This is a genomic window from Streptomyces sp. NPDC048383, from assembly GCF_040651775.1.
GTDB lineage: Bacteria > Actinomycetota > Actinomycetes > Streptomycetales > Streptomycetaceae > Streptomyces.
This window is the reverse complement of record NZ_JBEZKS010000010.1, coordinates 12,749-34,559: the sequence shown is the minus strand read 5'-3', so window position 1 is coordinate 34,559 and position 21,811 is coordinate 12,749. Positions and strand designations below refer to the sequence as shown.

The window sequence follows — 21,811 nt, the reverse complement described above, 5'->3', positions numbered from 1 at the left end:
AAGAGAGGGGCCCGCGGTGAACGACCCACAGGATCCGTACGACCCGTACGCCGCCCAGGAGCGCGAGCTCATCGGCTACGACCCGTACGGCAGACCCGTGTACGGCCCGGTCGCCGCGCCACCCGCCGCCCCGCCCCCGGCCGCGCCCCCTCCGTACGGGTACGCGTACGAATACGGATACGAGCAGCAGCCGTACCCGCAACAGCCGTACCCGCAGCAGCAACAGCAACAGCCGCCCCAGCAGTACCAGCAGCCGTACCAACAGCAGCAGTACCAGCAGCCCCCCTACCCACAGGAGCTCGATCCCGGGTACGACACCCGGCGGGCGCAGCAGTGGATCCCGCAGCAGAGCGCCCCGGAGCCGACGTACCGGCCCCAGGACCCGGAGCCGCCGCACCAGCGGTACGAGGCGGCTCCGGAGCCGCCCCCGCAGGTCCCCGAGCCGCGCCGCGAGCCGACCGGCGACCAGGGCGCCGGCGCGGACCGGCGCGCCGAGCGGTTCGACTTCGTCGACCAGCCCGACGAGGACTCCGAGGACGTCATCGACTGGCTCGCCTTCACCGAGAGCCGCACCGAGCGCCGCGAGGAGGCCCGCCGGCGGGGTCGCAACCGCGGGGTCGCGCTGATCGTCGTCCTGTCCCTGTTCGTCGTCGGGGGCGCCGGCTACCTCTGGTACGCGGACCGGCTGCCGTTCCTCGACGGCCCCGGCGAGCAGCGGAACACCGCGGCTCCCGCCGGCGAGCAGAAGCGCGACATGATCGTCGTCCACCTGCACAACACCAAGCGCGGCGGCACCTCCACCGCCCTCCTCGTGGACAACGTCACCACCCGCCGGGGCGCCACCGTCCTGTTGCCCAACACCCTCGGAGTCACCAAGCAGGACGGCACCCCGGCGGCCCTCGGCAAAGCCGTCGAGGAGGGCGCCCCCGGCACCCGCGAATCCCTCGACACGGTCCTCGGCACCCGCATCGGCGGGACCTGGCGCCTGGACACCCCCTTCCTGGAACGCCTCGTCGAGCTGGTCGGCGGCATCGAGACGGACACCGACACCGCCGTCCCGGCCGACGAGCGGGCCAGGACCCCCGCCGTCGGACAGGGCCCCGAGCAGAGCCTCACCGGGGCGATGGCCGTCGCGTACGCCACCCACCGCGCTCCCGGGGAACCGGAGGCCAAGCAGTTGGAGCGCACCGGCCGCGTGCTGTACGCCGTCCTGCGCAAGATCCCCGGCGATCCGAAGTCGGCCGCGACGACCGTGGAGAGCATGGGCCAGATCCTGGACCCCGGACTCGACGCGCAGAACCTCGGCGCGCTCCTGTCGCGGATCGGCGAGCACGCCAAGGTCGGCGCGTACCGCACTGACGTCCTCGGCGTGAAGCCCGACGGCGGCCTGACCGACGAGGCGAACAAGAAGGTCGTCAAGGAGGTCCTCGGGGGTTCCTTCACCGCGGCCCAGCCGGGCGCCGCCCCCCGGGTCGGTCTCAAGGACGCCACGGGCGACGAACGGACCGGGACCGCGGCGAAGGCGGCCCTGCTCAACGGCGGCTACGCGTTCGTGGACGGCGGGAAGGCCGACAGGACCGACGCCACCTCGCGGATCACCTACCAGGACGACGCCCAGCGGGACCGGGCGATCGACGTCGCCAAGACGCTCGGCCTGCCGGAAACGGCCGTGAAGAAGGCGGAGAACGCGGTCAACGCGGACGTCGTGGTCGTCCTGGGCCGCGACTACAAGGCGTCCTGAGGGCTCCTGAGCTCCCCCGCAGGGGCCCTGAGCTGGGCCTGTGCCCGCGCGGAACGTTCTGCGCGGGCGGGGTCGGCGGTACATGAGACCCTTGTAAGGATCTGCCCGTCAACCCGAAAGCATGGCCACGTGACCGCCACGGACCGCTCCATCGAGCTCATCACCGCCGCCGCCCAGGCCGCGGCCGACCGGCTCGCGCACGACATCATCGCGTACGACGTCAGCGATGTGCTGTCGATCACCGATGCCTTCCTCCTCGCCTCCGCGCCCAACGACCGCCAGGTCAAGTCGATCGTGGACGAGATCGAGGAGCAGCTCCTCAAGAAGCTCGGCGCCAAGCCGGTGCGCCGCGAAGGCGACCGCGACGCCCGCTGGATCCTGCTCGACTACGTCGACATCGTCGTCCACGTCCAGCACAGCGAAGAGCGCGTCTTCTACGCGCTGGAGCGCCTGTGGAAGGACTGCCCCGAGATCGAGCTCCCCGAGGACGCCAAGCTCACCATCGGCAAGGCCGAGGAGCACGCCAAGCTGCGCGAGGCGGCGGGCGACGACGACGAACTGGACGGTGATCTGTTCTGAGCACCAGCCAAACGGGCACGACCAGCAGGAAGATCGTCCTCTGGCGGCACGGCCAGACCTCGTGGAACCTGGAGCGACGCTTCCAGGGCTCCACGGACATAGAGCTGACCGGGACGGGTGTGGCGCAGGCGCGCCGCGCCGCTCGGCTGCTCGCCTCGCTGCAGCCGGACGCCATCGTGGCCTCCGACCTCCGGCGGGCCGCGGACACGGCCGCCGAGCTGGCCGCCGTCACGGGCCTGTCCGTCCAGCACGACGAGGCGCTGCGCGAGACCTACGCCGGCGAGTGGCAGGGCCTCACCCACGACGAGATCCTCGCGAAGTACGGCGAGCAGTACGCCGCCTGGAAGCGCGGCGAGCCCGTCCGCCGCGGCGGCGGTGAACTGGAGACCGAGGTCGCCGACCGCGCCGCTCCGGTGGTGCTGCGGCACGCCGAGGCGCTGCCCGCGGGCGGCACCCTCGTGGTGGTCAGCCACGGCGGCACCATCCGTACGACGATCGGCCGCCTGCTGGGCCTGGAGTCGTACTACTGGGAGGGTCTCGGCGGACTCTCCAACTGCTGCTGGTCCGTCCTCGGCGAGGGCGCGCGCGGTTGGCGGCTGTTGGAGCACAACGCCGGCACGCTGCCCGAACCGGTGCTCGGCGACGACGACTGAGCCCGCGCGGAGCCCGGCCCGAGGCATCGGAACGGGCCTCCCACCCGGATTTCACTTTCCGGCTGGTCGCAGGCTAGAGTTCTTCTTGTTCGCAGCGAAGAACACCGGAAACGGGGGGAACGCGGCGAAGAGCGGGGCTATAGCTCAGTTGGTAGAGCGCCTGCATGGCATGCAGGAGGTCTGGAGTTCAATTCTCCATAGCTCCACAATCAGGATCCCGTCCCCAACAGGGGGCGGGATCCTTGCGTTTGTTCCTTTTGCGACGGCTGCCCCCGCCGGCACCGGCATGGCAGAATCGGACGGCCGGAGGGGGTCACGACGGCCCGACGCGGGAGGGAGTCGCTGACGGATGGGTGCACACCGGCGGCGGTGCGACTGGTGCGACAACGGCACGCCGATCGTGCGGGACATGGAACCGGTCAACCACGACTACCAGTACTGGTGCGAGGAATGCGCGCGGGCGCTGATCATAAAAGGCGACCCGATCGAGACGTACCGGGAGCTCGAAGGGGAACCGATCTACGGGCGGCTGCTCGATGAGCACTGCACGTTGAAGCGGTTCTACCAGTTCGCGCGGGCCTGACGAGCCCGACGAGCCCGACGTGAAGGCGGCGAGAAGGCGGCGATACACCCCAAAGCGGACATGGCCCGGGATCGGCGGAAACCGATTTTTGGACCAGGGCCATGACCGTGTAATGTTTGGGACGTCGCCAAGGGAAACCGGCAAGGGAAACCGAAGCGGCAAGCGGAACAAGGGGCTATAGCTCAGTTGGTAGAGCGCCTGCATGGCATGCAGGAGGTCTGGAGTTCAATTCTCCATAGCTCCACAAGATTCAAGATGAAGAAGCGGGCCACCCTGATCGGGTGGCCCGCTTCTCGTTGTGCCCACCGCTCGGAACGGCAGAGCGGTCGCGGGGGCCGCTGCGGTACCCTGACGCCATGCGTGCCGTACGCCTTCTGCTTACCGAGCCGCGCTGATCAGTACCGACCCATCGAGCCCACGGATGCGTTCGGCATCGGCGTGGCGTCCCCTCCTGTGCGAGGGGTTTTTTCGTTTGGGCAGGCAGAGACGGCAGAGTCGATCGATGGAGCTTCAGGAATCATGAGCGAGACGAACACCCCGGCCCCCGAGGCGGCCGAGGGGCACCGCTACACGGCTGCCATGGCCGCCGACATCGAGGCACGCTGGCAGGACGTATGGGACGCGGAGGGCACGTACGAGGCCCCGAACCCGAGCGGGGACCTGGCCGGTGACCCCGCCGTGGTCGCCCGGCCCAAGAAGTTCATCATGGACATGTTCCCGTACCCGTCCGGTGCGGGCCTGCACGTCGGCCACCCGCTCGGGTACATCGCCACCGACGTCTTCGCCCGCCACCAGCGGATGACCGGCCACAACGTCCTGCACACCCTGGGCTTCGACGCCTTCGGCCTGCCGGCAGAGCAGTACGCCGTGCAGACCGGCACGCACCCGCGCGTGTCGACCGAGGCGAACATCGAGAACATGAAGGTCCAGCTGCGCCGGCTGGGCCTGGGCCACGACAAGCGCCGCTCGTTCGCGACGATCGACCCCGAGTACTACAAGTGGACGCAGTGGATCTTCCTGCAGATCTACAACTCCTTCTACGACACCGAGGCGCGCAAGGCCCGCCCGATCTCCGAGCTGGTCGCCGCCTTCGAGGACGGCAGCCGTGAGGTGCCCGGCGGCCGCGCCTGGGCCCAGCTGACCGCGGGCGAGCGGGCCGACGTGCTGAACGGCTTCCGGCTGGCCTACGCCTCCGACGCGCCGGTCAACTGGTGCCCCGGGCTGGGCACCGTACTGGCCAACGAGGAGGTCACCGCGGACGGCCGCTCCGAGCGCGGCAACTTCCCCGTCTTCAAGGCCAAGCTGAGCCAGTGGAACATGCGGATCACCGCCTACGCGGACCGCCTGCTGGACGACCTGGACGCGCTGGACTGGCCCGAGGCCATCAAGCTGCAGCAGCGGAACTGGATCGGCCGCAGCGAGGGCGCCCGCGTCGACTTCGCCGTCGGCGACGCCGGTGCGATCACCGTCTTCACCACCCGCCCCGACACCCTGTTCGGCGCGACCTACATGGTCCTGGCGCCCGAACACGAGCTGGTCTCCGCGATCGTCCCGGCCGCGTGGCCCGAGGGCACCCACCCGGTGTGGACCGGCGGCTGGGCGACGCCCGCCGAGGCCGTCGACGCGTACCGCAAGCAGGCGGCGTCGAAGTCGGACGTCGAGCGACAGGCCGAGGCCAAGGACAAGACCGGCGTCTTCACCGGCGCCTGGGCGACCAACCCGGTCAGCGGCGAGCAGGTCCCCGTCTTCATCGCCGACTACGTGCTGATGGGCTACGGCACCGGCGCGATCATGGCCGTACCCGCCCACGACGGCCGGGACTTCGAGTTCGCGCGCGCCTTCGAGCTGCCGATGCGCTGCGTCGTGCAGCCGACGGACGGCCGGGGCACCGACCCGGCCGAGTGGGACGCCGCGTTCGTCGCGTACGACGCCACCCTGGTCAACTCCGCCGGCGAGGGCATCTCGCTGGACGGCCTGGGCGTCGTCGAGGCCAAGGCCGCCATCACCGACTGGCTGGCCGAACGCGGCATCGGCGAGGGCACCGTCAACTTCCGCCTGCGCGACTGGCTGTTCAGCCGCCAGCGGTACTGGGGCGAGCCCTTCCCGATCGTCTACGACGAGGACGGCGTCGCCCACCCGCTGCCCGCCTCGATGCTGCCCCTGGAACTGCCCGAGGTCGAGGACTACTCGCCGCGCACCTTCGCCCCGGACGACGCCGCCTCCCAGCCCGAGACGCCGCTGTCGCGCAACGAGGCCTGGGTCAACGTCGAGCTGGACCTGGGCGACGGGGCGGGCGTCAAGCGCTACCGCCGGGAGACCAACACCATGCCCAACTGGGCCGGCTCCTGCTGGTACGAGCTGCGCTACCTGGACCCGCACAACGCGGACGCGCTGGTCGACCCGGAGATCGAGCAGTACTGGATGGGCCCGCGGGAGGGCGCCCCGCACGGCGGCGTCGACCTGTACGTCGGCGGCGCCGAACACGCCGTCCTGCACCTGCTGTACGCCCGCTTCTGGTCGAAGGTGCTGTTCGACCTGGGTCACGTCTCCTCCGTCGAGCCGTTCCACAAGCTGTTCAACCAGGGCATGATCCAGGCGTACGCGTACACCGACTCGCGCGGTGTGTACGTCCCGGCGGCCGAGGTCGAGGAGCGCGACGGCGGCTGGTTCCACCAGGGCGAACCCGTCAAGCGCGAGCACGGCAAGATGGGCAAGTCCCTGAAGAACGCCGTCACGCCGGACGAGATGTGCGAGGAGTACGGCGCGGACACCCTGCGCCTGTACGAGATGGCCATGGGCCCGCTGGACGTCTCGCGTCCGTGGGACACCCGCGCCGTCGTCGGCTCGTACCGACTGCTGCAGCGCCTGTGGCGCAACGTGGTGGACGAGGAGAGCGGCGAGGTCACGGTCGTCGACGCGGAGCCGGGCGAGGACACCCTGCGGGCGCTGCACAAGGCGATCGACGGGGCCGGCGCGGACATGGCGGCGCTGCGGTTCAACACCGCCATCGCCAAGATCACCGAGCTGAACAACTTCCTGACGAAGGCGGGCCGCCCGCTGGAGCGCTCCGTCGCCGAGCGGCTGGTGCTGCTGGTCGCGCCGCTGGCCCCGCACATCGCGGAGGAGCTGTGGCACCGCCTGGGTCACGGCGACTCGGTGGTCCACCAGGACTTCCCGGTCGCGGACCCGGCGTACGTCGTGGACGACGCCGTCACCTGCGTCGTCCAGGTCAAGGGCAAGGTCAAGGCGCGGCTGGAGGTGCCGCCCACGATCTCCGACGCGGACCTGGAGCAGCTGGCCCTCACCGACGCGGGCGTGGTCGCCGCGCTGGGCGGCGCGGAGGTCCGCAAGGTGATCGTGCGGGCGCCGAAGCTGGTCAACATCGTCATCTGAGGAGGGCCTCGTGCGGGGCGCCCTGAGTGAGGGGCGGTTCCGGGTGAGGGACATCCCGTAAGGGCAGGTTGGGGGTTCGACGGGAACCCCCGACCTGCCCTTGGCGTTTACGGTGGAGGGGACGGATTCGGCGGAGGAAGGGAACCTCATGGAGGCGGGCGCTTTGATCATCTTTGCCCTGTTGGTGCTGTTCGCCTTCTTGGGGCTGGGTGCCTGGGCCACGGTGAAGGTGGTGGGCGCGGCGAAGCGCGGCGTGGACCGTACGATCACGCAGGCCCGCCGGACGGTCGAGGACACGACCCTGAAGGCGAAGAGCTTCGGCCAGGTCGGGGTCACGGGGGCACTGGCGCAGCTGCGGCTGGACCTGCGCAACTCCATGCGGGCCACGCAGCAGGCGCTGTACCAGGGCGTGCAGGCGGACAGCTCGCTGAAGGAGTCGATCCACCTCTTCGAGCGGCTCAGCGCCCACGGGTACGAGCTGGACGACGAACTGAAGCGGCTGGAGCACGACCCGGACCGCAAGCGCATCGAGGAGAGCCTCCCGGCCCTCCGCGAGCGCACCGCCAAGATCACGCAGGCCGCGGACGCGCTCCGCTGGGCCGCGCGGGATCGTGCCCGCCGGTTCGCGCAGGACGACCTGGACCTGCTGTCGACCCAGATCGGCGTCGAGTCGGACGCGCTGCGCGACTGGTCCCCGGAGTCGGTCGACGAACTGGCCGCCGCCGCGGCCGCGTGGGACGCGCAGCAGGCCGGGGCCGGGGCCGGGGCCGGGGCCGGTGCTGGTGCTGGTGCTGGTGCGCAGGGCGTGCCGGGCGGGCCGGAGGCACAGGGTTCGCAGGCGCCGGCCGGGTGGGCGGCTCGGGAGGGGCGGCCGGAGGCTGCCGCGCTGAACCCGCCCGCGCCGCAGGTGCGGTACCCGTGGCAGAAGGCTCCCCGGCCTGAGGCCACCACCTGAGGTGGCCGGTGAGCCGGTGCGGTGAGCCGGTGAGCCGGTGAGGTGAGGTGGCCGGTTACGTGGTGGGGCGCGGTGGGTCGGCTGAGGTGGCCGGGCGCGGCGGTTGGCCGCCGTGACCCGGGGCTCGGCGCGTCGTGGTGATGGGCTGAGGTTCGTGGTGGTGGTGAGGCGTGCCCCGGCGCTTTTGGCTCCCGTGGTGGGGGCTCGGGTCCGTCGTGATGAGGGGCCGGGGCTGACGTACGCGCGGGGCTCGGACATGCTGTTCTTCAGGAGAGCAGGGGCCGGGCTGCCGGATCGCCGCCGGTGGCGGTAACCTCCGGCTCATGTCCCGCCATGTCGCGATCATCACCGATTCCACGGCCTATCTGCCCCCACCGGCGATGGCGCGGCACGGGATCAGTTCCGTCCCCCTGACCGTGGTCCTGGGGGGCGAGGCCCTGGAAGAGGGCACCGAGATCTCGGCCCGCAGCCTTGCCACCGCCCTGCAGAAGCGCCGCTCGGTCACCACCTCCCGGCCGGGCCCGGAGGAGTTCGTACGGGCCTACCGGGCCGCCGCGGACGCCGGTGCGACCGGCATCGTCAGCCTCCACCTCTCCGCCGAGTTCTCCGGCACCTACGACGCCGCCGTGGTGGCGGCGAGGACCGCTCCGGTACCCGTGCGGGTCGTCGACACCGGCATGGTCGCGATGGCCCTCGGCTTCTGCGCCCTCGCCGCCGCCGAGGCGGCCGAGGCGGGCGGTTCCGTCGACGAAGCCGTGGCCGCGGCGGAGAAACGGGCCGCGGAGATGTCGGCGTACTTCTACGTGGACACCCTCGACTACCTACGCCGCGGCGGCCGGATCGGGGCCGCGCAGGCCCTCCTCGGCTCGGCCCTGGCGGTCAAGCCGCTGCTGACGCTGGACGGCGGCCGCATCGAGATGCTGGAGAAGGTGCGTACGGCCTCCAAGGCCATCGCGCGGCTGGAGGAACTGGCCGTCGAGCGGGCGGGTTCGCGCAGTGTCGACGTCGCCGTGCACCACCTGGCGGCGCCCGAGCGCGCCGAGAAACTGGCGCAGCGGCTTCGGGAACGGATCCCGGGGCTGGTCGAGCTGCACGTCAGCGAAGTCGGCGCGGTCATCGGGGCGCATACGGGTCCGGGGCTGTTGGCGGCGGTCATTTCGCCGCGTTGAGCGTTGGGCGGTGGGTGCTGGGCGCTGTTGGGGGCGGGGCGGGGCGGGGTCGGGTCCGGAGTCGTGCACGTGCGTTCGGTGCGGGTTGGGCTCGGGGGTCCGTCACCGGAACGGGTGGTCGGGTTATCCACAACGCGACTGATATCCCCTGGAATTGAGGGTTCCGAGCGGGGTTCGGGATTCGTTCCTAACGTCGTGGCATGACTGTGCGAACGCGCTCCTCGCGCCACTCCGTAGCCCTCGGCGCCACCCGTGGCCCCAGCCGGCCCCGCCGTTTCGACGGCCGTCTCCGCGACCGTCGTCGCACCCATCCCGACCCCGACCGCATGCGGCGGCGCGCCGAGGCGTTGCTGTCCGGTGGTGCGGTCGGGGGCGGCCGGGAGACCGGGCGGGCGCCCGATCCGCCACCGCCCGACGTTCGGGAAGGGCCTGACGGGTTCGGCTTGCGCGGGGTGCGGACCGCGGGTGAGGGGCTCGGGCTCGGCGTGGATGCGGAGGGGGTTCGGCCCGCCGTCATCGGTGCGGCGGGGGCGCGGGCCGGAGCGCGGGCTCCGGTGTCGGGTGGATCGGCGGAGGAAGCCGGTGCGCTGAGCGGGGCGGTCGTGCGGCGGCTTGCCGTGCGGGAGCGGCTGCCGGTGTGGGTGCAGGCCCGCTGCGGGGTGGAGCGGCGCACGGTGGCCGCCGTGGCCGTGGTGCTGGCCGTGGCGGTCGGATGCGCCGCCCAGCAGTACTGGTCGGGCCGGCCGCAGCCGGTGACGGCGCCCGCGGTGTTCACCCCGGCGCCCGCGCCGGCTCCCGGCCCGGCGCCGGGGGCCGTCCCCGCGGTGGCGCCGGGCGGGCGCATCGTGGTGGACGTCGGCGGCAAGGTCCGGGACCCCGGCGTACGGAGGCTGCCCGCCGGTTCACGGGTGGAGGACGCGCTGGCGGCGGCCGGAGGAGTGCGGCCGGGCACCGACACCACCGGGCTCAACCGGGCCCGGATCCTGGTGGACGGCGAACAGGTGCTGGTGGGGGTGGCGTCGCAGCCGCCGGTGGCGGGCGCTGCGGGTGCGGCTGCGGGTGCGGGTGCGGGTGCCGGTGGGCGTGCGGGTGCCGGTTCGGGTTCGGGCGTCGTGCCGCTGAGCCTTGCCAGTGCGACCGTCGAGCAGTTGGACGGGCTGCCCGGCGTGGGTCCGGTACTGGCCCGGCACATCATCGACTTCCGTACCGCCCGGGGTGGATTCCGGGCCGTGGAGGAACTCCGTCAGGTCAACGGCATCGGTGAACGCCGCTTCGCCGACCTACGCCCCCTGGTCCGGCTATGAGTCCCCCGGACGGGCGTGGTCCTGAGGGGTACGGGTCCGCCCGGCGTGCTTCAGGCGCCGGGCGTGGCTCGGGTGGGTGCGGTTCGGACGGGGGTGGTGTGGGCGGGTGTGGCTCGGGTGGGTGCGGGGCGTGTGGACCTGGTGAGGGGGGTGGCGGGGGTGCCCCTGGTGGGCGTGTGTCCGGCCGGGTTGGGGTCGTGGGGCGCGTGCGGCGGCCGGCCTTGTCGGTGGAGGCGTCCGGTGGGGTGGAGCGGGCGGTGGAGGCGTCCGGTGGGGCGGAGGGGGCGGGTGGTGCTGCGGGGTTGCGGCGGGGGCGGGGTGGGCCGGTGGATCTGCGGCTCGTGGTGCCGGCGCTCGGCGCTTGGGCGGCGGCGGCCGTGGCCCTAGTGGTTCCGGGGTTCTGGAACGCCGTCGGGGTGGGGGTCGCGGTGGTCGCGGCGGGGGTGCTGCTGGTGTGCGGCGCCCGCGGGCCGCAGCTGTTGCGGGGGGTCGGGGTGACCGCGGCCGCCACCCTGCTCTGCGCGGCCGCGGCGGCGGGCGTGGCCGGGCTGGAGCGGGCCGAGGCGCGGGCGGGACCCATGCCCCGGCTGGCCGGGGAGCACGCCCGGGTCCTCGTGGAACTCACCGTGGGCACTGACCCCCGATCGGCCCGCGCGGGAACCGGGCCGCCCGTGGTGGTGCTGGACGCGGTGGCCACCCGGGTGACGGGCCCCGACGGGACGGTGAGCCGGATCCGGACCCCGGTGCGGGTGCTCGCCGCGCACCCCGGATGGCTTGGGCTGCAGCCCTCCACCCGGGTCGCGGTGCGGGCCCGCCTCGCGCCGGCCCGGAGCGGGGAACGGGCCGTGGCGTTGGTCCGCCCCGCGGGCGATGTGCCGCCCCGGGTGACGGGCGGCCCGGAGGCCGCGCAGCGCCTCGCCGGGATCCTGCGGGCCGGCCTGCGCGAAGCCACCGACGGCCTCGCGCCGGATGCCAGGGCCCTGCTGCCGGGCCTGGTGGTCGGCGACACCTCCCGGGTCACGACCGATCTGCACGACGCGTTCAGGGCCACCGACCTGCTGCACCTGCTGGCCGTCTCCGGGGCGAACCTGACCGTCGTGCTGTACCTGCTCATCGGGCCTCCGGCCCGCGCGCAGCACGTCGAGCGGCAGGGGCTCGCGCCCCGCCTGGGGCTGTCGCTGAGGGCCACCGCGTGGTGCGGGGCGGCGCTGACCCTGGCCTTCGTCGTGGTCTGTCGCCCCGAGCCGAGCGTGCTGCGCGCCGCCGCCTGCGGAGGGATCACCCTGCTGGCCCTCGCCACCGGGCGGCGCAGGTCCCTGATCCCCGCGCTGGCCGGGGCCGTCCTGCTGCTGGTGCTGCACGAGCCGTGGCTGGCCCGCAGCCCCGGGTTCCTGTTGTCCGTCCTGGCCACCGGGTCGCTGCTCACCCTCGGGCCCCGCTGGAGCGAGGCCCTGCGGCGGCGGGGGATGCGGCCACGGTTCGCCGACGCGCTGGCGGCCGCCGTCGCGGCGCAGGCCGTGTGCGCCCCCGTCGTGGTCGTGCTCTCCGCCCGGGTGAGCCTCGTCGCCATCCCGTGCAACCTGCTGGCGGAGCTCGCGGCGGGGCCGGCCACGGTGCTGGGCTTCGCGGTCCTCGCCACGGCTCCGTGGTGCATGCCGCTGGCGGAACTGCTGGCGAGGTGCGCGGGCGTGCCCGCCGGGTGGATCGCCGCGGTCGCGCGGGCCGGGGCGGCGCTGCCGGGGGCGGAGCTGCCCTGGCCGGGCGGGCTGGGCGGAGCCGGGCTGCTGGTGGCCACCACGGTGGTCCTCGTAGGACTCGGCGTCAGGTTCGGCCGGCGGCGGGGCGTGTGCGTCGCCGTCGCCGTGGTGCTGCTGGTCGTGGTGCTACGGCCGCCGTTGCTGATCCGTACGTTCACGGGCTGGCCGCCGCCCGACTGGAGCTACGTACAGTGCGCCGTGGGCCAGGGCGACGCCGCCGTGCTCGCCGTCGGCCCGGGCACCGCCGTCGTGGTGGACACGGGGCCGGAGCCCGGTCCGGTGGACGCCTGCCTGCGGGCCCTGGGTGTGAGTCGCGTCCCACTCCTGCTCCTGACGCACTTTCACGCCGACCACGTGGGAGGGCTCCAGGGGGTGCTGCGGGGTCGGTCCGTGGGTGTGATTCAAACCACCACCGTGCGGGAGCCTCCCGGGCAGGCGGCGTTCGTCGGGCGGGCCGCGGCGGCCGCCGGGGTGCCCGTGACGCAGGCCGTGGCGGGGGAGCGGCGGAGGGCCGGAAGGCTGGAGTGGCAGGTGCTGTGGCCCTCGGCGGCGGGGCCCGCGCCCGAGGGTGCCAACGACGCCAGCGTCGCCCTGCTGGTACGTACCTCCGGATTGACGTTCCTGCTGCTGGGGGACCTGGAACCGCCTTCCCAGGAAGCCCTCTTGAGGGAACATCCCGAGCTGGGACCGGTGGACGTGCTGAAGGTCGCCCACCACGGTTCGGCCCGCCAGGACCCCGCTCTCCACGACCGCGTACGACCGCGGATCGCGATCGTTCCGGTCGGCCCGGACAACCGCTACGGCCACCCCGCGCCGAGCGCGCTGGCCCGGTTGCGGGCCCTCGGGACGACCGTCCTGCGCACCGATACCGACGGTTCGGTCGCGGTTTCCGGCAGTGGCCCCCGGATGCGGGCCTTTCCGGCCGGCCGCCGACGGCGCGGGCTCGGGCATACCGGGGCCGACCATTCTGTTTGCCCACAACCCGGCAGCATGATCGAATGCGTCTTCGCCGGATCGGTCCAGGTCCACACAGCACGGGGGTGCGTCAACCATGTTCGGTCGTCGACGGGGGATGGAGTCGGCCGGAAGCGTCGACTCGCAGAGGACCGCGACGCTCACGCTGCCGCCGACGGCGCGGCTGTTGAGCTGTCGGGTCCTCGACACGGTCCACCAGCCCATCCGGCAAGCCAAGTTCGAGGTCACGGATCCGATCGGCAGACGGGTCGTCAGCGGCGAGACCGACCCGTACGGAGGGTTCACCGCCGCGATGCCGGAGGGCGAGTACCGGCTGGCGGTGACCGCCGAGGGGTACGCGCCGTTCCACGGGGCGATGCTCGTGGGCGACCCGGCGCAGCTCGACACCGCCGAGATCATCCTGGACGCGGTGGAACCGCCGCGGCTGCCGCAGCCGGGCCACTGGGAGCTCGATCCGTCGCACTCCTCGATCGGCTTCGCCGCACGGCACATCGGCTTCGCCCGGATCAACGGCCGCTTCAACACCTTCGCGGGCGCGGTGCGGATCGCGGACCGCATGGAGGAGTCCTCCATGCACGTGATCATCGACGCGACGAGCATCGACACCGGATTGCGCCTACGGGACGACCACCTGCGGTCCGCGGACTTCCTCGACGCCGCCCGGCATCCGACGGTGGAGTTCTACAGCGAGCGGTTCATCCACCGCTCCGGCAGCCGCTGGGCGGTCGCGGGCGCCCTCACCCTCCACGGCGTCAGCCGTTCCGTCACCCTGGACACCCAGTACCTGGGCAACGGCACGGGCCTGGAGGGCGAACCGCGGGCCGCCTGCCGCGCCACGGCCGAACTGAACCGCGAGGACTTCACCCTGAACTGGCAGTCGATGTTGGCGGCCGGGGTCGCGGCGATCGGCGCCAGTGTGGAAGTGGCGCTGGACGTGCAGATCGTCCACAAGGCCTGACGCCGCGTCCCCGCCGCCCGGGCGGGCCCGGCCTGCCGTCAGGGGGCTTCCAACCAGCCCTCGTACTCGGCGGCGAGGTCGTCCAGGGAACCGGCGTCGAGCCGTTCCCGCGGGTCCTCCACGACCACCAGCCACTGGGCGTCCTCGGCGTCGTCCTCACCGGCGAGGGCGTCGCGCACCAGCTGGGGTTCTTCGGGCAGGCCGAAGCGGTCGACGGCTTCCTGGGCCACCTCTTCGGCGGCGTCGCGGTCCGGGAGGACCAGTACATGTCGCACGTTCACCCGACCATTCTCGGGTACCGGACGCGGGGGACTGTCGGTGTGGCGTGGGATGCTGGAGCCGATGGCCACCAGGAAGAACTCAACCGACGACCTGCTCGCCCCGCTCACCCTCGCGGTGGGGCAGGAGGACCTGCTGCTCGACCGTGTCGTACGGGACGTGGTGACGGCGGCCCGCGCGGCCGACGCCGACACGGACGTCCGGGACCTCACCTCCGACCAGCTCCAGCCCGGCACGCTGGCCGAGCTGACCAGCCCCTCGCTCTTCTCCGAGCGCAAGGTCCTGATCGTGCGCAACGCGCAGGACCTGGGGGCGGACACGGTCAAGGAGGTCAAGGCCTACCTCGGCGCACCGTACGAGGAGATCGCCCTCGTCCTCCTCCACGCGGGAGGCGTCAAGGGCAAGGGCCTGCTCGACGCGGCACGCAAGGCGGGTGCCCGCGAGGTCGCCTGCCCGAAGATGACCAAGGCGGCGGACCGGCTGTCGTTCGTGCGCGGAGAGTTCCGGACGTTGGGGCGCTCCGCGACCCCCGAGGCCTGCCAGACCCTGGTCGACGCCATCGGCAGCGACCTGCGGGAGTTGGCGAGTGCGGCGGCGCAACTGTGCGCGGACGTCGAGGGGACCATCGACGAGGCCGTGGTCGGCCGCTACTACACCGGCCGGGCCGAGGCCTCCAGCTTCACAGTCGCCGACCGGGCCGTCGAGGGGCGGGCCGCGGAAGCGCTCGAAGCGTTGCGCTGGTCCCTGTCCACGGGGGTCGCGCCGGTCCTGATCACCAGCGCGCTGGCCCAGGCGGTCCGGGCGATCGGCAAGCTGGCCTCCGCGCCGCGCGGGGCCCGCCCGGGCGACCTCGCCCGTGACCTCGGCATGCCGCCGTGGAAGATCGACCGGGTCCGGCAGCAGATGCGGGGTTGGTCGGCGGACGCCGTCTCCGACGCGTTGCGTGCGGTGGCCGCGGCGGACGCGGGCGTCAAGGGCGGGGGCGACGACCCCGAGTACGCACTGGAGAAGGCAGTCGTGGCGGTGGCCCGCGCGGCCCGCCCGTCCCGCCAGTAGAGCCCGCGAAGGCATCCGTACCGACCCTGCGGGTTCCGTCGGAGGATCAACGCTGCTCCCGGCCCGGCCCGGCCCGAGATGACCCGGGCCGGCCCATACGTCCGACGGCCGCAGCCCCACACGGGCGGCCCGCTCCACGGCGCACGCCGCGAGTCGGCCGGCCGAGGGCCGCTCCCGGTAGGCCCCCGGGGCTCGGCCCGTGGGGAGGTGCCGGGCGCCACCGTGAGGGGGCAGCGCGAAGGCCCCGCAGTCGGTACCGGCATGCCCCCGGGGCTCGGCCCGTGGGGAGGTGCCGGGCGTCACCGTGGTGGGCAGCGCGAAGGCCCCGGCGGTCCGTCCTGGGGAAGGGCGGAGGCCGGGGCCTTCGGTCACTGCTTGGTTGCGCCGCACCCGCGTGGCGAACGCAGGCCGCGTGCGGCGCGTTGTGCCGGTACGGAGCGGGAGAGAGGGCCCGCTGAGTCCCTACCGGCGATTCACATCGAGAGCTCAGCCCTGGAGGGAGCCAACCTTGGTGGCCAGCGCCGACTTCTTGTTGGCGGCGGCGTTCTTGTGGATGACACCCTTCGAGACAGCCTTGTCGAGCGCACGCGCGGCGGCCCGAGAAGCCACGGTGGCCTTCTCGACGTCACCGGCGACGACGGCCTCGCGGGCCTTGCGGATCGCGGTCTTGAGCGAGGACTTGACGGCCTTGTTGCGCAGGCGCGCCTTCTCGTTCGTCTTGTTCCGCTTGATCTGGGACTTGATGTTCGCCACGAAAGAGCCTTTTCAGGTTCAGAGTTTTGTTCTTCGGATTGCGTCCCGCAGCTGAGAGGGCATACGAGACACAGCTGCCCAGGCTACCAGGCACGCTCCGACCGGCCCAAACCGAGCGCACTGCCCCGTCCATGGGACCATGGGAACCTGCGTACAGATCCCCCATCGCGCCGACGAGGCGACGAGAGCCGAACTTCACTTCGGACAACGCTTCCGACTCCGACCGAGAATCAGGACACTGCGTGCCCGCGATCCCCAGCCACGTGCCCGAGCCGAGCCGTACCGACCCGGCGCTGATCCGCAACTTCTGCATCATCGCGCACATCGACCACGGCAAGTCGACGCTCGCCGACCGGATGCTTCAGCTCACCGGTGTCGTCGACCAGCGGCAGATGCGCGCCCAGTACCTCGACCGCATGGACATCGAGCGTGAGCGCGGCATCACGATCAAGTCGCAGGCGGTCCGTCTGCCCTGGGCGCCCACGGAGGGCGAGGGCAAGGGCACCACGCACATCCTGAACATGATCGACACGCCCGGTCACGTCGACTTCACGTACGAGGTCTCGCGGTCGCTGGCGGCCTGCGAGGGCACGGTCCTGCTCGTGGACGCCGCTCAGGGCATCGAGGCGCAGACCCTCGCCAACCTGTACCTGGCGATGGAGAAGGACCTCGCGATCGTCCCGGTCCTGAACAAGATCGACCTGCCGGCCGCCCAGCCGGAGAAGTTCGCCGAGGAGCTCGCGAACCTGGTCGGCTGCCAGCCGGAGGACGTGCTGCGCGTCTCGGCGAAGACCGGTCTCGGCGTGGACGCGCTGCTCGACAAGATCGTCGCCACGGTGCCCGCCCCGGTCGGCCCCAAGGACGCCCCGGCCCGCGCCATGATCTTCGACTCGGTCTACGACTCGTACCGCGGCGTCGTGACGTACGTCCGTGTCGTCGACGGCCAGCTCAACAAGCGCGAGCGCATCCGGATGATGTCCACCGGCGCCACGCACGAGCTGCTGGAGATCGGCGTCTCCTCCCCGGAGATGACCCCGGCCGACGGCATCGGCGTCGGCGAGGTGGGTTACATCATCACCGGCGTGAAGGACGTCCGTCAGTCCAAGGTCGGTGACACCATCACCAGCCTGCACAACGGCGCGACCGAGGCCCTCGGCGGCTACAAGGACCCGCGTCCGATGGTCTTCTCGGGCCTGTACCCGCTCGACGGTTCGGACTACCCGGACCTGCGCGAGGCGCTGGACAAGCTCCAGCTCAACGACGCCGCGCTGGTCTACGAGCCGGAGACCTCCGCGGCCCTCGGCTTCGGCTTCCGCGTGGGCTTCCTCGGCCTGCTGCACCTGGACGTGGTGCGCGAGCGCCTGGAGCGCGAGTTCGGGCTCGACCTGATCGCCACCGCGCCGAACGTGGTCTACCGCGTGGTCCTGGAGGACGGCAAGGAAGTCACCGTCACCAACCCGAGCGAATTCCCCGAGGGCAAGATCTCGGACGTGTTCGAGCCGGTCGTACGGGCCACCGTGCTCGCGCCCACCGAGTTCATCGGCGCGATCATGGAGCTCTGCCAGACCCGCCGCGGCACGCTGCTCGGCATGGACTACCTCTCCGAGGACCGGGTCGAGATCCGCTACACCCTCCCCCTCGCGGAGATCGTCTTCGACTTCTTCGACCAGCTGAAGTCCAAGACGCGCGGCTACGCCTCCCTCGACTACGAGCCCACCGGCGAGCAGTCCGGCAGCCTCGTCAAGGTCGACATCCTGCTGCACGGCGACAAGGTCGACGCCTTCTCCGCCGTCACGCACAAGGACGCCGCCTACGCCTACGGCGTGCGCCTGGTCGCCAAGCTGCGCGAGCTCATCCCGCGGCAGGCCTTCGAGGTGCCGATCCAGGCCGCGGTCGGCTCCCGCGTCATCGCCCGCGAGACGATCCGAGCCATCCGCAAGGACGTCCTCGCAAAGTGCTACGGCGGTGACATCTCCCGTAAGCGGAAGCTGCTGGAGAAGCAGAAGGAGGGCAAGAAGCGGATGAAGATGGTCGGCTCCGTGGAGGTCCCGCAGGAGGCCTTCATCGCCGTCCTCTCCAGCGACGAGTCCGGCGGCAAGAAGAAGTAGCCGTACCCGCGGTCGCCGCGCGCGGCAGCCAAGGGAACACCAAGGGCGGGTCAAGAAGCGGCATCGCCCAAGTCGTACGAAACGGGCCCACATGCACACGCATGGGGGCCCGTTTCGTTATGAAGCGGCCGCTCGCGGGCTCTTACGTGCCGGGCACGCGGCCTCTAGTCTGATCACTGCCCCATGGTTACTCGCCAGTTCTATTGCGCCAGTCGAACCGCCATCCGCACGGGTGGCGGCTGCACCCCGCCAGCCCAAGCGCCCCACGCCCACGCCCTGCCGCGTGGACCCGGTCCGGAGGATGTCGTGAGCGACACACAGACCATGATCGAGAACCGTCCGCCCTCCGTGGCGGCCCTCTTCCTTGACCGCGTCGCCGCCACGCCGAACAGGGAGGCCTACCGCTTCCCCGTGCCGGCGGCCGGCCCCGAGGGCGGACCCGACGACTGGAAGTCGCTCAGCTGGGGACAGGCCGCGGAACGCGTCTTCGCCATCGCCGCCGGACTCATCGAGCTGGGCATCCAGCCCGAGCAGCGCGTCGCCCTCGCCTCGAACACCCGGGTCGAGTGGATCCTCGCCGACCTCGGTGTGATGTGCGCGGGCGGCGCCGTCACCACGATCTACCCCAGCACCAACGCGGAGGAGTCGGCGTACATCCTCGCGGACTCCGAGAGCCTGGTGCTGATCGCCGAGGACGGCACGCAGCTGGCGAAGGCGCGCGAGCGCCGCGCCGACCTGCCGCACCTCGCCCACGTGGTGGTCGTGGAGGCCGCCGACGCGGTCGCGGTCGACGGTGACCCCGAGGGTTGGGTGCTCTCGCTCGCCGACCTGGAGGCGCGCGGCGCGGAGTACCTCGCCAAGCACCCGGAGGCGGTGAAGCAGCGGATCGCGGACATCACCGCGGACCAGCTCGCCACCCTGATCTACACCTCCGGCACCACCGGCCGGCCCAAGGGCGTACGGCTGCCGCACGACAACTGGTCGTACATGGCCAAGGCCACCGTCGCCACCGGTCTGATCACCGCGGACGACGTCCAGTACCTGTGGCTGCCGCTGGCGCACGTCTTCGGCAAGGTGCTCACCTCCGGCCAGATCGAGGTCGGGCACGTCACCGCCGTCGACGGACGCATCGACAAGATCATCGAGAACCTGCCGATCGTCCAGCCGACCTACATGGCGGCCGTCCCGCGCATCTTCGAGAAGGTCTACAACGGTGTCGCGGCCAAGGCCCGGGCGGGCGGCGGCGCCAAGTACAAGATCTTCCAGTGGGCGGCCGGCGTCTCCCGCGAGTACGCCAAGGTCACCCAGGACAACTTCCGGCGCACCGGCCGGGCGAGCGCCCCCTTCGGCCTCAACACCCAGCACAAGATCGCTGACGCGCTCGTCTACTCCAAGCTCCGCGAAGCCTTCGGCGGCAACCTCCGCGCCGCCGTCTCCGGGGCCTCCGCCCTCGCCCCCGAGATCGGCTACTTCTTCTCCGGCGCCGGCATCCACATCCTGGAGGGCTACGGCCTGACGGAGTCCAGCGCGGCCTCCTTCGTAAACCCCGGCGAGGCCTACCGCACCGGCACCGTCGGCAAGCCGCTCCCCGGCACCGAGGTCCGCATCGCCGACGACGGCGAGGTCATGCTGCGCGGCCCCGGCATCATGCAGGGCTACCACCAGCAGCCCGACAAGACCGCCGAGGTGCTGGAGTCGGACGGCTGGCTGCACACCGGTGACATCGGGGAGCTCTCGCCCGACGGCTACCTGCGCATCACCGACCGGAAGAAGGACCTGATCAAGACCTCGGGCGGCAAGTACGTCGCCCCCGCGGAGATCGAGGGCCAGTTCAAGGGCATCTGTCCCTACGTCTCCAGCATCGTCGTGCACGGCGCCGACCGGAACTTCTGCACCGCGCTGATCGCCCTCGACGAGCCCTCGATCCTGGTCTGGGCCGCCGACAACGGCCTGGAGGGCAAGTCGTACGGGCAGGTCCTGGCCGCGCCGGAGACCGAGCGCCTCATCGAGACGTACGTCCAGACCCTCAACGAGGGCCTCCAGCGCTGGCAGACGGTCAAGAAGTTCCGGCTGCTGCCCCGGGACCTGGACGTCGAGCACGGCGACCTCACGCCCAGCCTCAAGCTGAAGCGCCCGGTCGTCGAGCGCGAGTTCAAGTACCTCATCGAGGAGATGTACGAGGGCTCGCGCGAGGCCTGACACCCGCCCGTCCGGACCCGCCCGCGGCCACCTCGCGGGCGGGATCCCGGGCGCCCCGCCGCGGGCGGGCCGCCCGGGGCGGCGGGTGCGGGACAATGGGGGCATGCCTTCCGCACTCCCCGACGGTGAACCCATGCCCGAAGACGGCTCGCTGCCGTCGCACGCCCTGGTGGGTGCGGGGGACCGGCCGCTCGGGTTCTACCTGCACGTCCCGTACTGCGCCACCCGCTGCGGGTACTGCGACTTCAACACCTACACGGCCACCGAGCTGCGCGGCACCGGCGGCGTGCTCGCCTCCCGGGAGAACTACGCCGACACCCTGATCGACGAGGTCCGCCTCGCCCGCAAGGTGCTCGGCGACGACCCGCGCGCCGTGCGCACCGTCTTCGTGGGCGGCGGCACGCCCACGCTGCTGCCCGCCGGTGATCTCGTACGGATGCTCGCGGCGATCCGCGACGAGTTCGGCCTGGCCGAGGACGCGGAGATCACCACCGAGGCCAACCCCGAATCGGTGGACCCGGCCTACCTCGCCGAACTGCGGGCCGGCGGCTTCAACCGGATCTCCTTCGGCATGCAGAGCGCCAAGCAGCACGTCCTGAAGGTCCTCGACCGCACCCACACGCCCGGGCGCCCCGAGGCGTGCGTGGCGGAGGCCCGGGAAGCCGGCTTCGAGCACGTGAACCTGGATTTGATCTACGGCACCCCCGGGGAGTCCGACGACGACTGGCGGGCCTCCCTGGAGGCCGCGCTGGGCGCCGGGCCCGACCACGTCAGCGCCTACGCCCTGATCGTCGAGGAGGGCACCCAGCTGGCCCGCCGCATCCGCCGCGGCGAGGTCCCCATGACCGACGACGACGTGCACGCCGACCGGTACCTGATCGCGGACTCGGTGATGGCCGACGCGGGCTACCACTGGTACGAGGTGTCGAACTGGGCGACCTCGCCGGCGGGCCGCTGCCTGCACAACGAGCTGTACTGGCGCGGCGCCGACTGGTGGGGCGCCGGACCGGGCGCCCACTCGCACGTCGGCGGGGTCCGCTGGTGGAACGTCAAGCACCCCGGCGCCTACGCGGCCGCCCTCGCCCAGGGCCGCTCCCCGGGCGCGGGGCGCGAACTCCTCTCGGCGGAGGACCGGCGGGTGGAGCGGATCCTGCTGGAGCTGCGCCTCGTGGACGGCGTCCCGCTGACGCTGCTCGCCCCCGCCGGGCTCGCGGCGGCCGGCCGGGCCCTGTCCGACGGCCTGCTGGAACCGGAACCGTACGCGGCCGGCCGGGCGGTGCTGACCCTGCGCGGGCGGCTGCTGGCCGACGCGGTGGTCCGGGACCTGGTCGACTAGCCCGGGCGCGGGG

The 21,811-nt window shown here is 72.2% G+C and carries 15 protein-coding genes, 2 tRNA genes and 1 pseudogene; 16 read left to right on the top strand and 2 right to left on the bottom strand.

Features of this window, described 5'->3' with window-relative positions; genetic code table 11:
• Positions 1-16 precede the first annotated feature (16 nt).
• The 12 genes and pseudogenes from AB0D46_RS09865 to AB0D46_RS09810 all read left to right on the top strand — a co-directional run bounded on the left by AB0D46_RS09865 (position 17) and on the right by AB0D46_RS09810 (position 14,067).
• Positions 17-1,741, top strand: coding sequence for a LytR C-terminal domain-containing protein (locus tag AB0D46_RS09865; RefSeq protein ID WP_362876782.1), 1,725 nt, complete (start codon positions 17-19; stop codon positions 1,739-1,741).
• 129 nt (positions 1,742-1,870) lie between these two features.
• Positions 1,871-2,320, top strand: a complete 450-nt coding sequence (gene rsfS / locus AB0D46_RS09860; RefSeq protein WP_362876781.1) for a ribosome silencing factor — start codon at positions 1,871-1,873, stop codon at positions 2,318-2,320.
• Entirely contained in the window at positions 2,317-2,973 is a 657-nt protein-coding gene (locus AB0D46_RS09855; RefSeq protein WP_362876877.1) for a histidine phosphatase family protein, read from the top strand. The genes rsfS and AB0D46_RS09855 overlap by 4 nt, the downstream gene beginning before the upstream one ends.
• A gap of 133 nt (positions 2,974-3,106) precedes the next feature.
• Positions 3,107-3,179, top strand: a tRNA-Ala gene (locus AB0D46_RS09850).
• A gap of 143 nt (positions 3,180-3,322) precedes the next feature.
• On the top strand, positions 3,323-3,556 hold the full coding sequence (locus AB0D46_RS09845) for a hypothetical protein (protein WP_362876780.1): 234 nt from the start codon (positions 3,323-3,325) through the stop codon (positions 3,554-3,556).
• Positions 3,557-3,727: 171 nt separating this feature from the next.
• Positions 3,728-3,800, top strand: a tRNA-Ala gene (locus tag AB0D46_RS09840).
• Positions 3,801-4,075: 275 nt separating this feature from the next.
• Positions 4,076-6,949 (top strand): leucine--tRNA ligase, encoded by a 2,874-nt coding sequence (gene leuS, locus AB0D46_RS09835; protein ID WP_362876779.1) that lies wholly within the window; start codon positions 4,076-4,078, stop codon positions 6,947-6,949.
• A gap of 148 nt (positions 6,950-7,097) precedes the next feature.
• Positions 7,098-7,904 (top strand): hypothetical protein, encoded by an 807-nt coding sequence (locus tag AB0D46_RS09830; RefSeq protein WP_362876778.1) that lies wholly within the window; start codon positions 7,098-7,100, stop codon positions 7,902-7,904.
• A gap of 323 nt (positions 7,905-8,227) precedes the next feature.
• Complete coding sequence (locus AB0D46_RS09825) at positions 8,228-9,073, top strand: DegV family protein (protein ID WP_362876777.1); 846 nt, start codon at positions 8,228-8,230, stop codon at positions 9,071-9,073.
• 200 nt (positions 9,074-9,273) lie between these two features.
• Positions 9,274-10,377: a ComEA family DNA-binding protein gene (locus tag AB0D46_RS09820; RefSeq protein WP_362876776.1), complete on the top strand. Its 1,104-nt coding sequence runs from the start codon at positions 9,274-9,276 to the stop codon at positions 10,375-10,377.
• Between the two features lie 302 nt (positions 10,378-10,679).
• Positions 10,680-13,049, top strand: a pseudogene (locus AB0D46_RS09815) (ComEC/Rec2 family competence protein); the annotation flags it as partial.
• Positions 13,050-13,206: 157 nt separating this feature from the next.
• Positions 13,207-14,067, top strand: a complete 861-nt coding sequence (locus AB0D46_RS09810) for a YceI family protein (RefSeq protein ID WP_362876876.1) — start codon at positions 13,207-13,209, stop codon at positions 14,065-14,067.
• A 38-nt stretch (positions 14,068-14,105) separates the two neighbouring features.
• Here AB0D46_RS09810 and AB0D46_RS09805 read toward each other — a convergent pair whose 3' ends face one another.
• Positions 14,106-14,348 (bottom strand): hypothetical protein, encoded by a 243-nt coding sequence (locus tag AB0D46_RS09805; RefSeq protein ID WP_281206795.1) that lies wholly within the window; start codon positions 14,346-14,348, stop codon positions 14,106-14,108.
• A 61-nt stretch (positions 14,349-14,409) separates the two neighbouring features.
• On the opposite strand from AB0D46_RS09805, the gene holA reads away from it, so the two are divergent.
• Positions 14,410-15,402: a DNA polymerase III subunit delta gene (gene holA, locus AB0D46_RS09800; protein WP_362876775.1), complete on the top strand. Its 993-nt coding sequence runs from the start codon at positions 14,410-14,412 to the stop codon at positions 15,400-15,402.
• Positions 15,403-15,888: 486 nt separating this feature from the next.
• Here holA and rpsT read toward each other — a convergent pair whose 3' ends face one another.
• Positions 15,889-16,155, bottom strand: coding sequence for a 30S ribosomal protein S20 (gene rpsT, locus AB0D46_RS09795; protein ID WP_362876774.1), 267 nt, complete (start codon positions 16,153-16,155; stop codon positions 15,889-15,891).
• Positions 16,156-16,397: 242 nt separating this feature from the next.
• On the opposite strand from rpsT, the gene lepA reads away from it, so the two are divergent.
• The 3 genes from lepA (at position 16,398) to hemW (ending at position 21,798) form a co-directional block, all read left to right on the top strand.
• Positions 16,398-18,263, top strand: a complete 1,866-nt coding sequence (gene lepA, locus AB0D46_RS09790) for a translation elongation factor 4 (protein ID WP_362876773.1) — start codon at positions 16,398-16,400, stop codon at positions 18,261-18,263.
• 306 nt (positions 18,264-18,569) lie between these two features.
• On the top strand, positions 18,570-20,462 hold the full coding sequence (locus AB0D46_RS09785) for an AMP-binding protein (RefSeq protein ID WP_362876772.1): 1,893 nt from the start codon (positions 18,570-18,572) through the stop codon (positions 20,460-20,462).
• 103 nt (positions 20,463-20,565) lie between these two features.
• On the top strand, positions 20,566-21,798 hold the full coding sequence (hemW, locus tag AB0D46_RS09780) for a radical SAM family heme chaperone HemW (protein WP_362876771.1): 1,233 nt from the start codon (positions 20,566-20,568) through the stop codon (positions 21,796-21,798).
• The last annotated feature ends 13 nt before the right edge of the window (positions 21,799-21,811 follow it).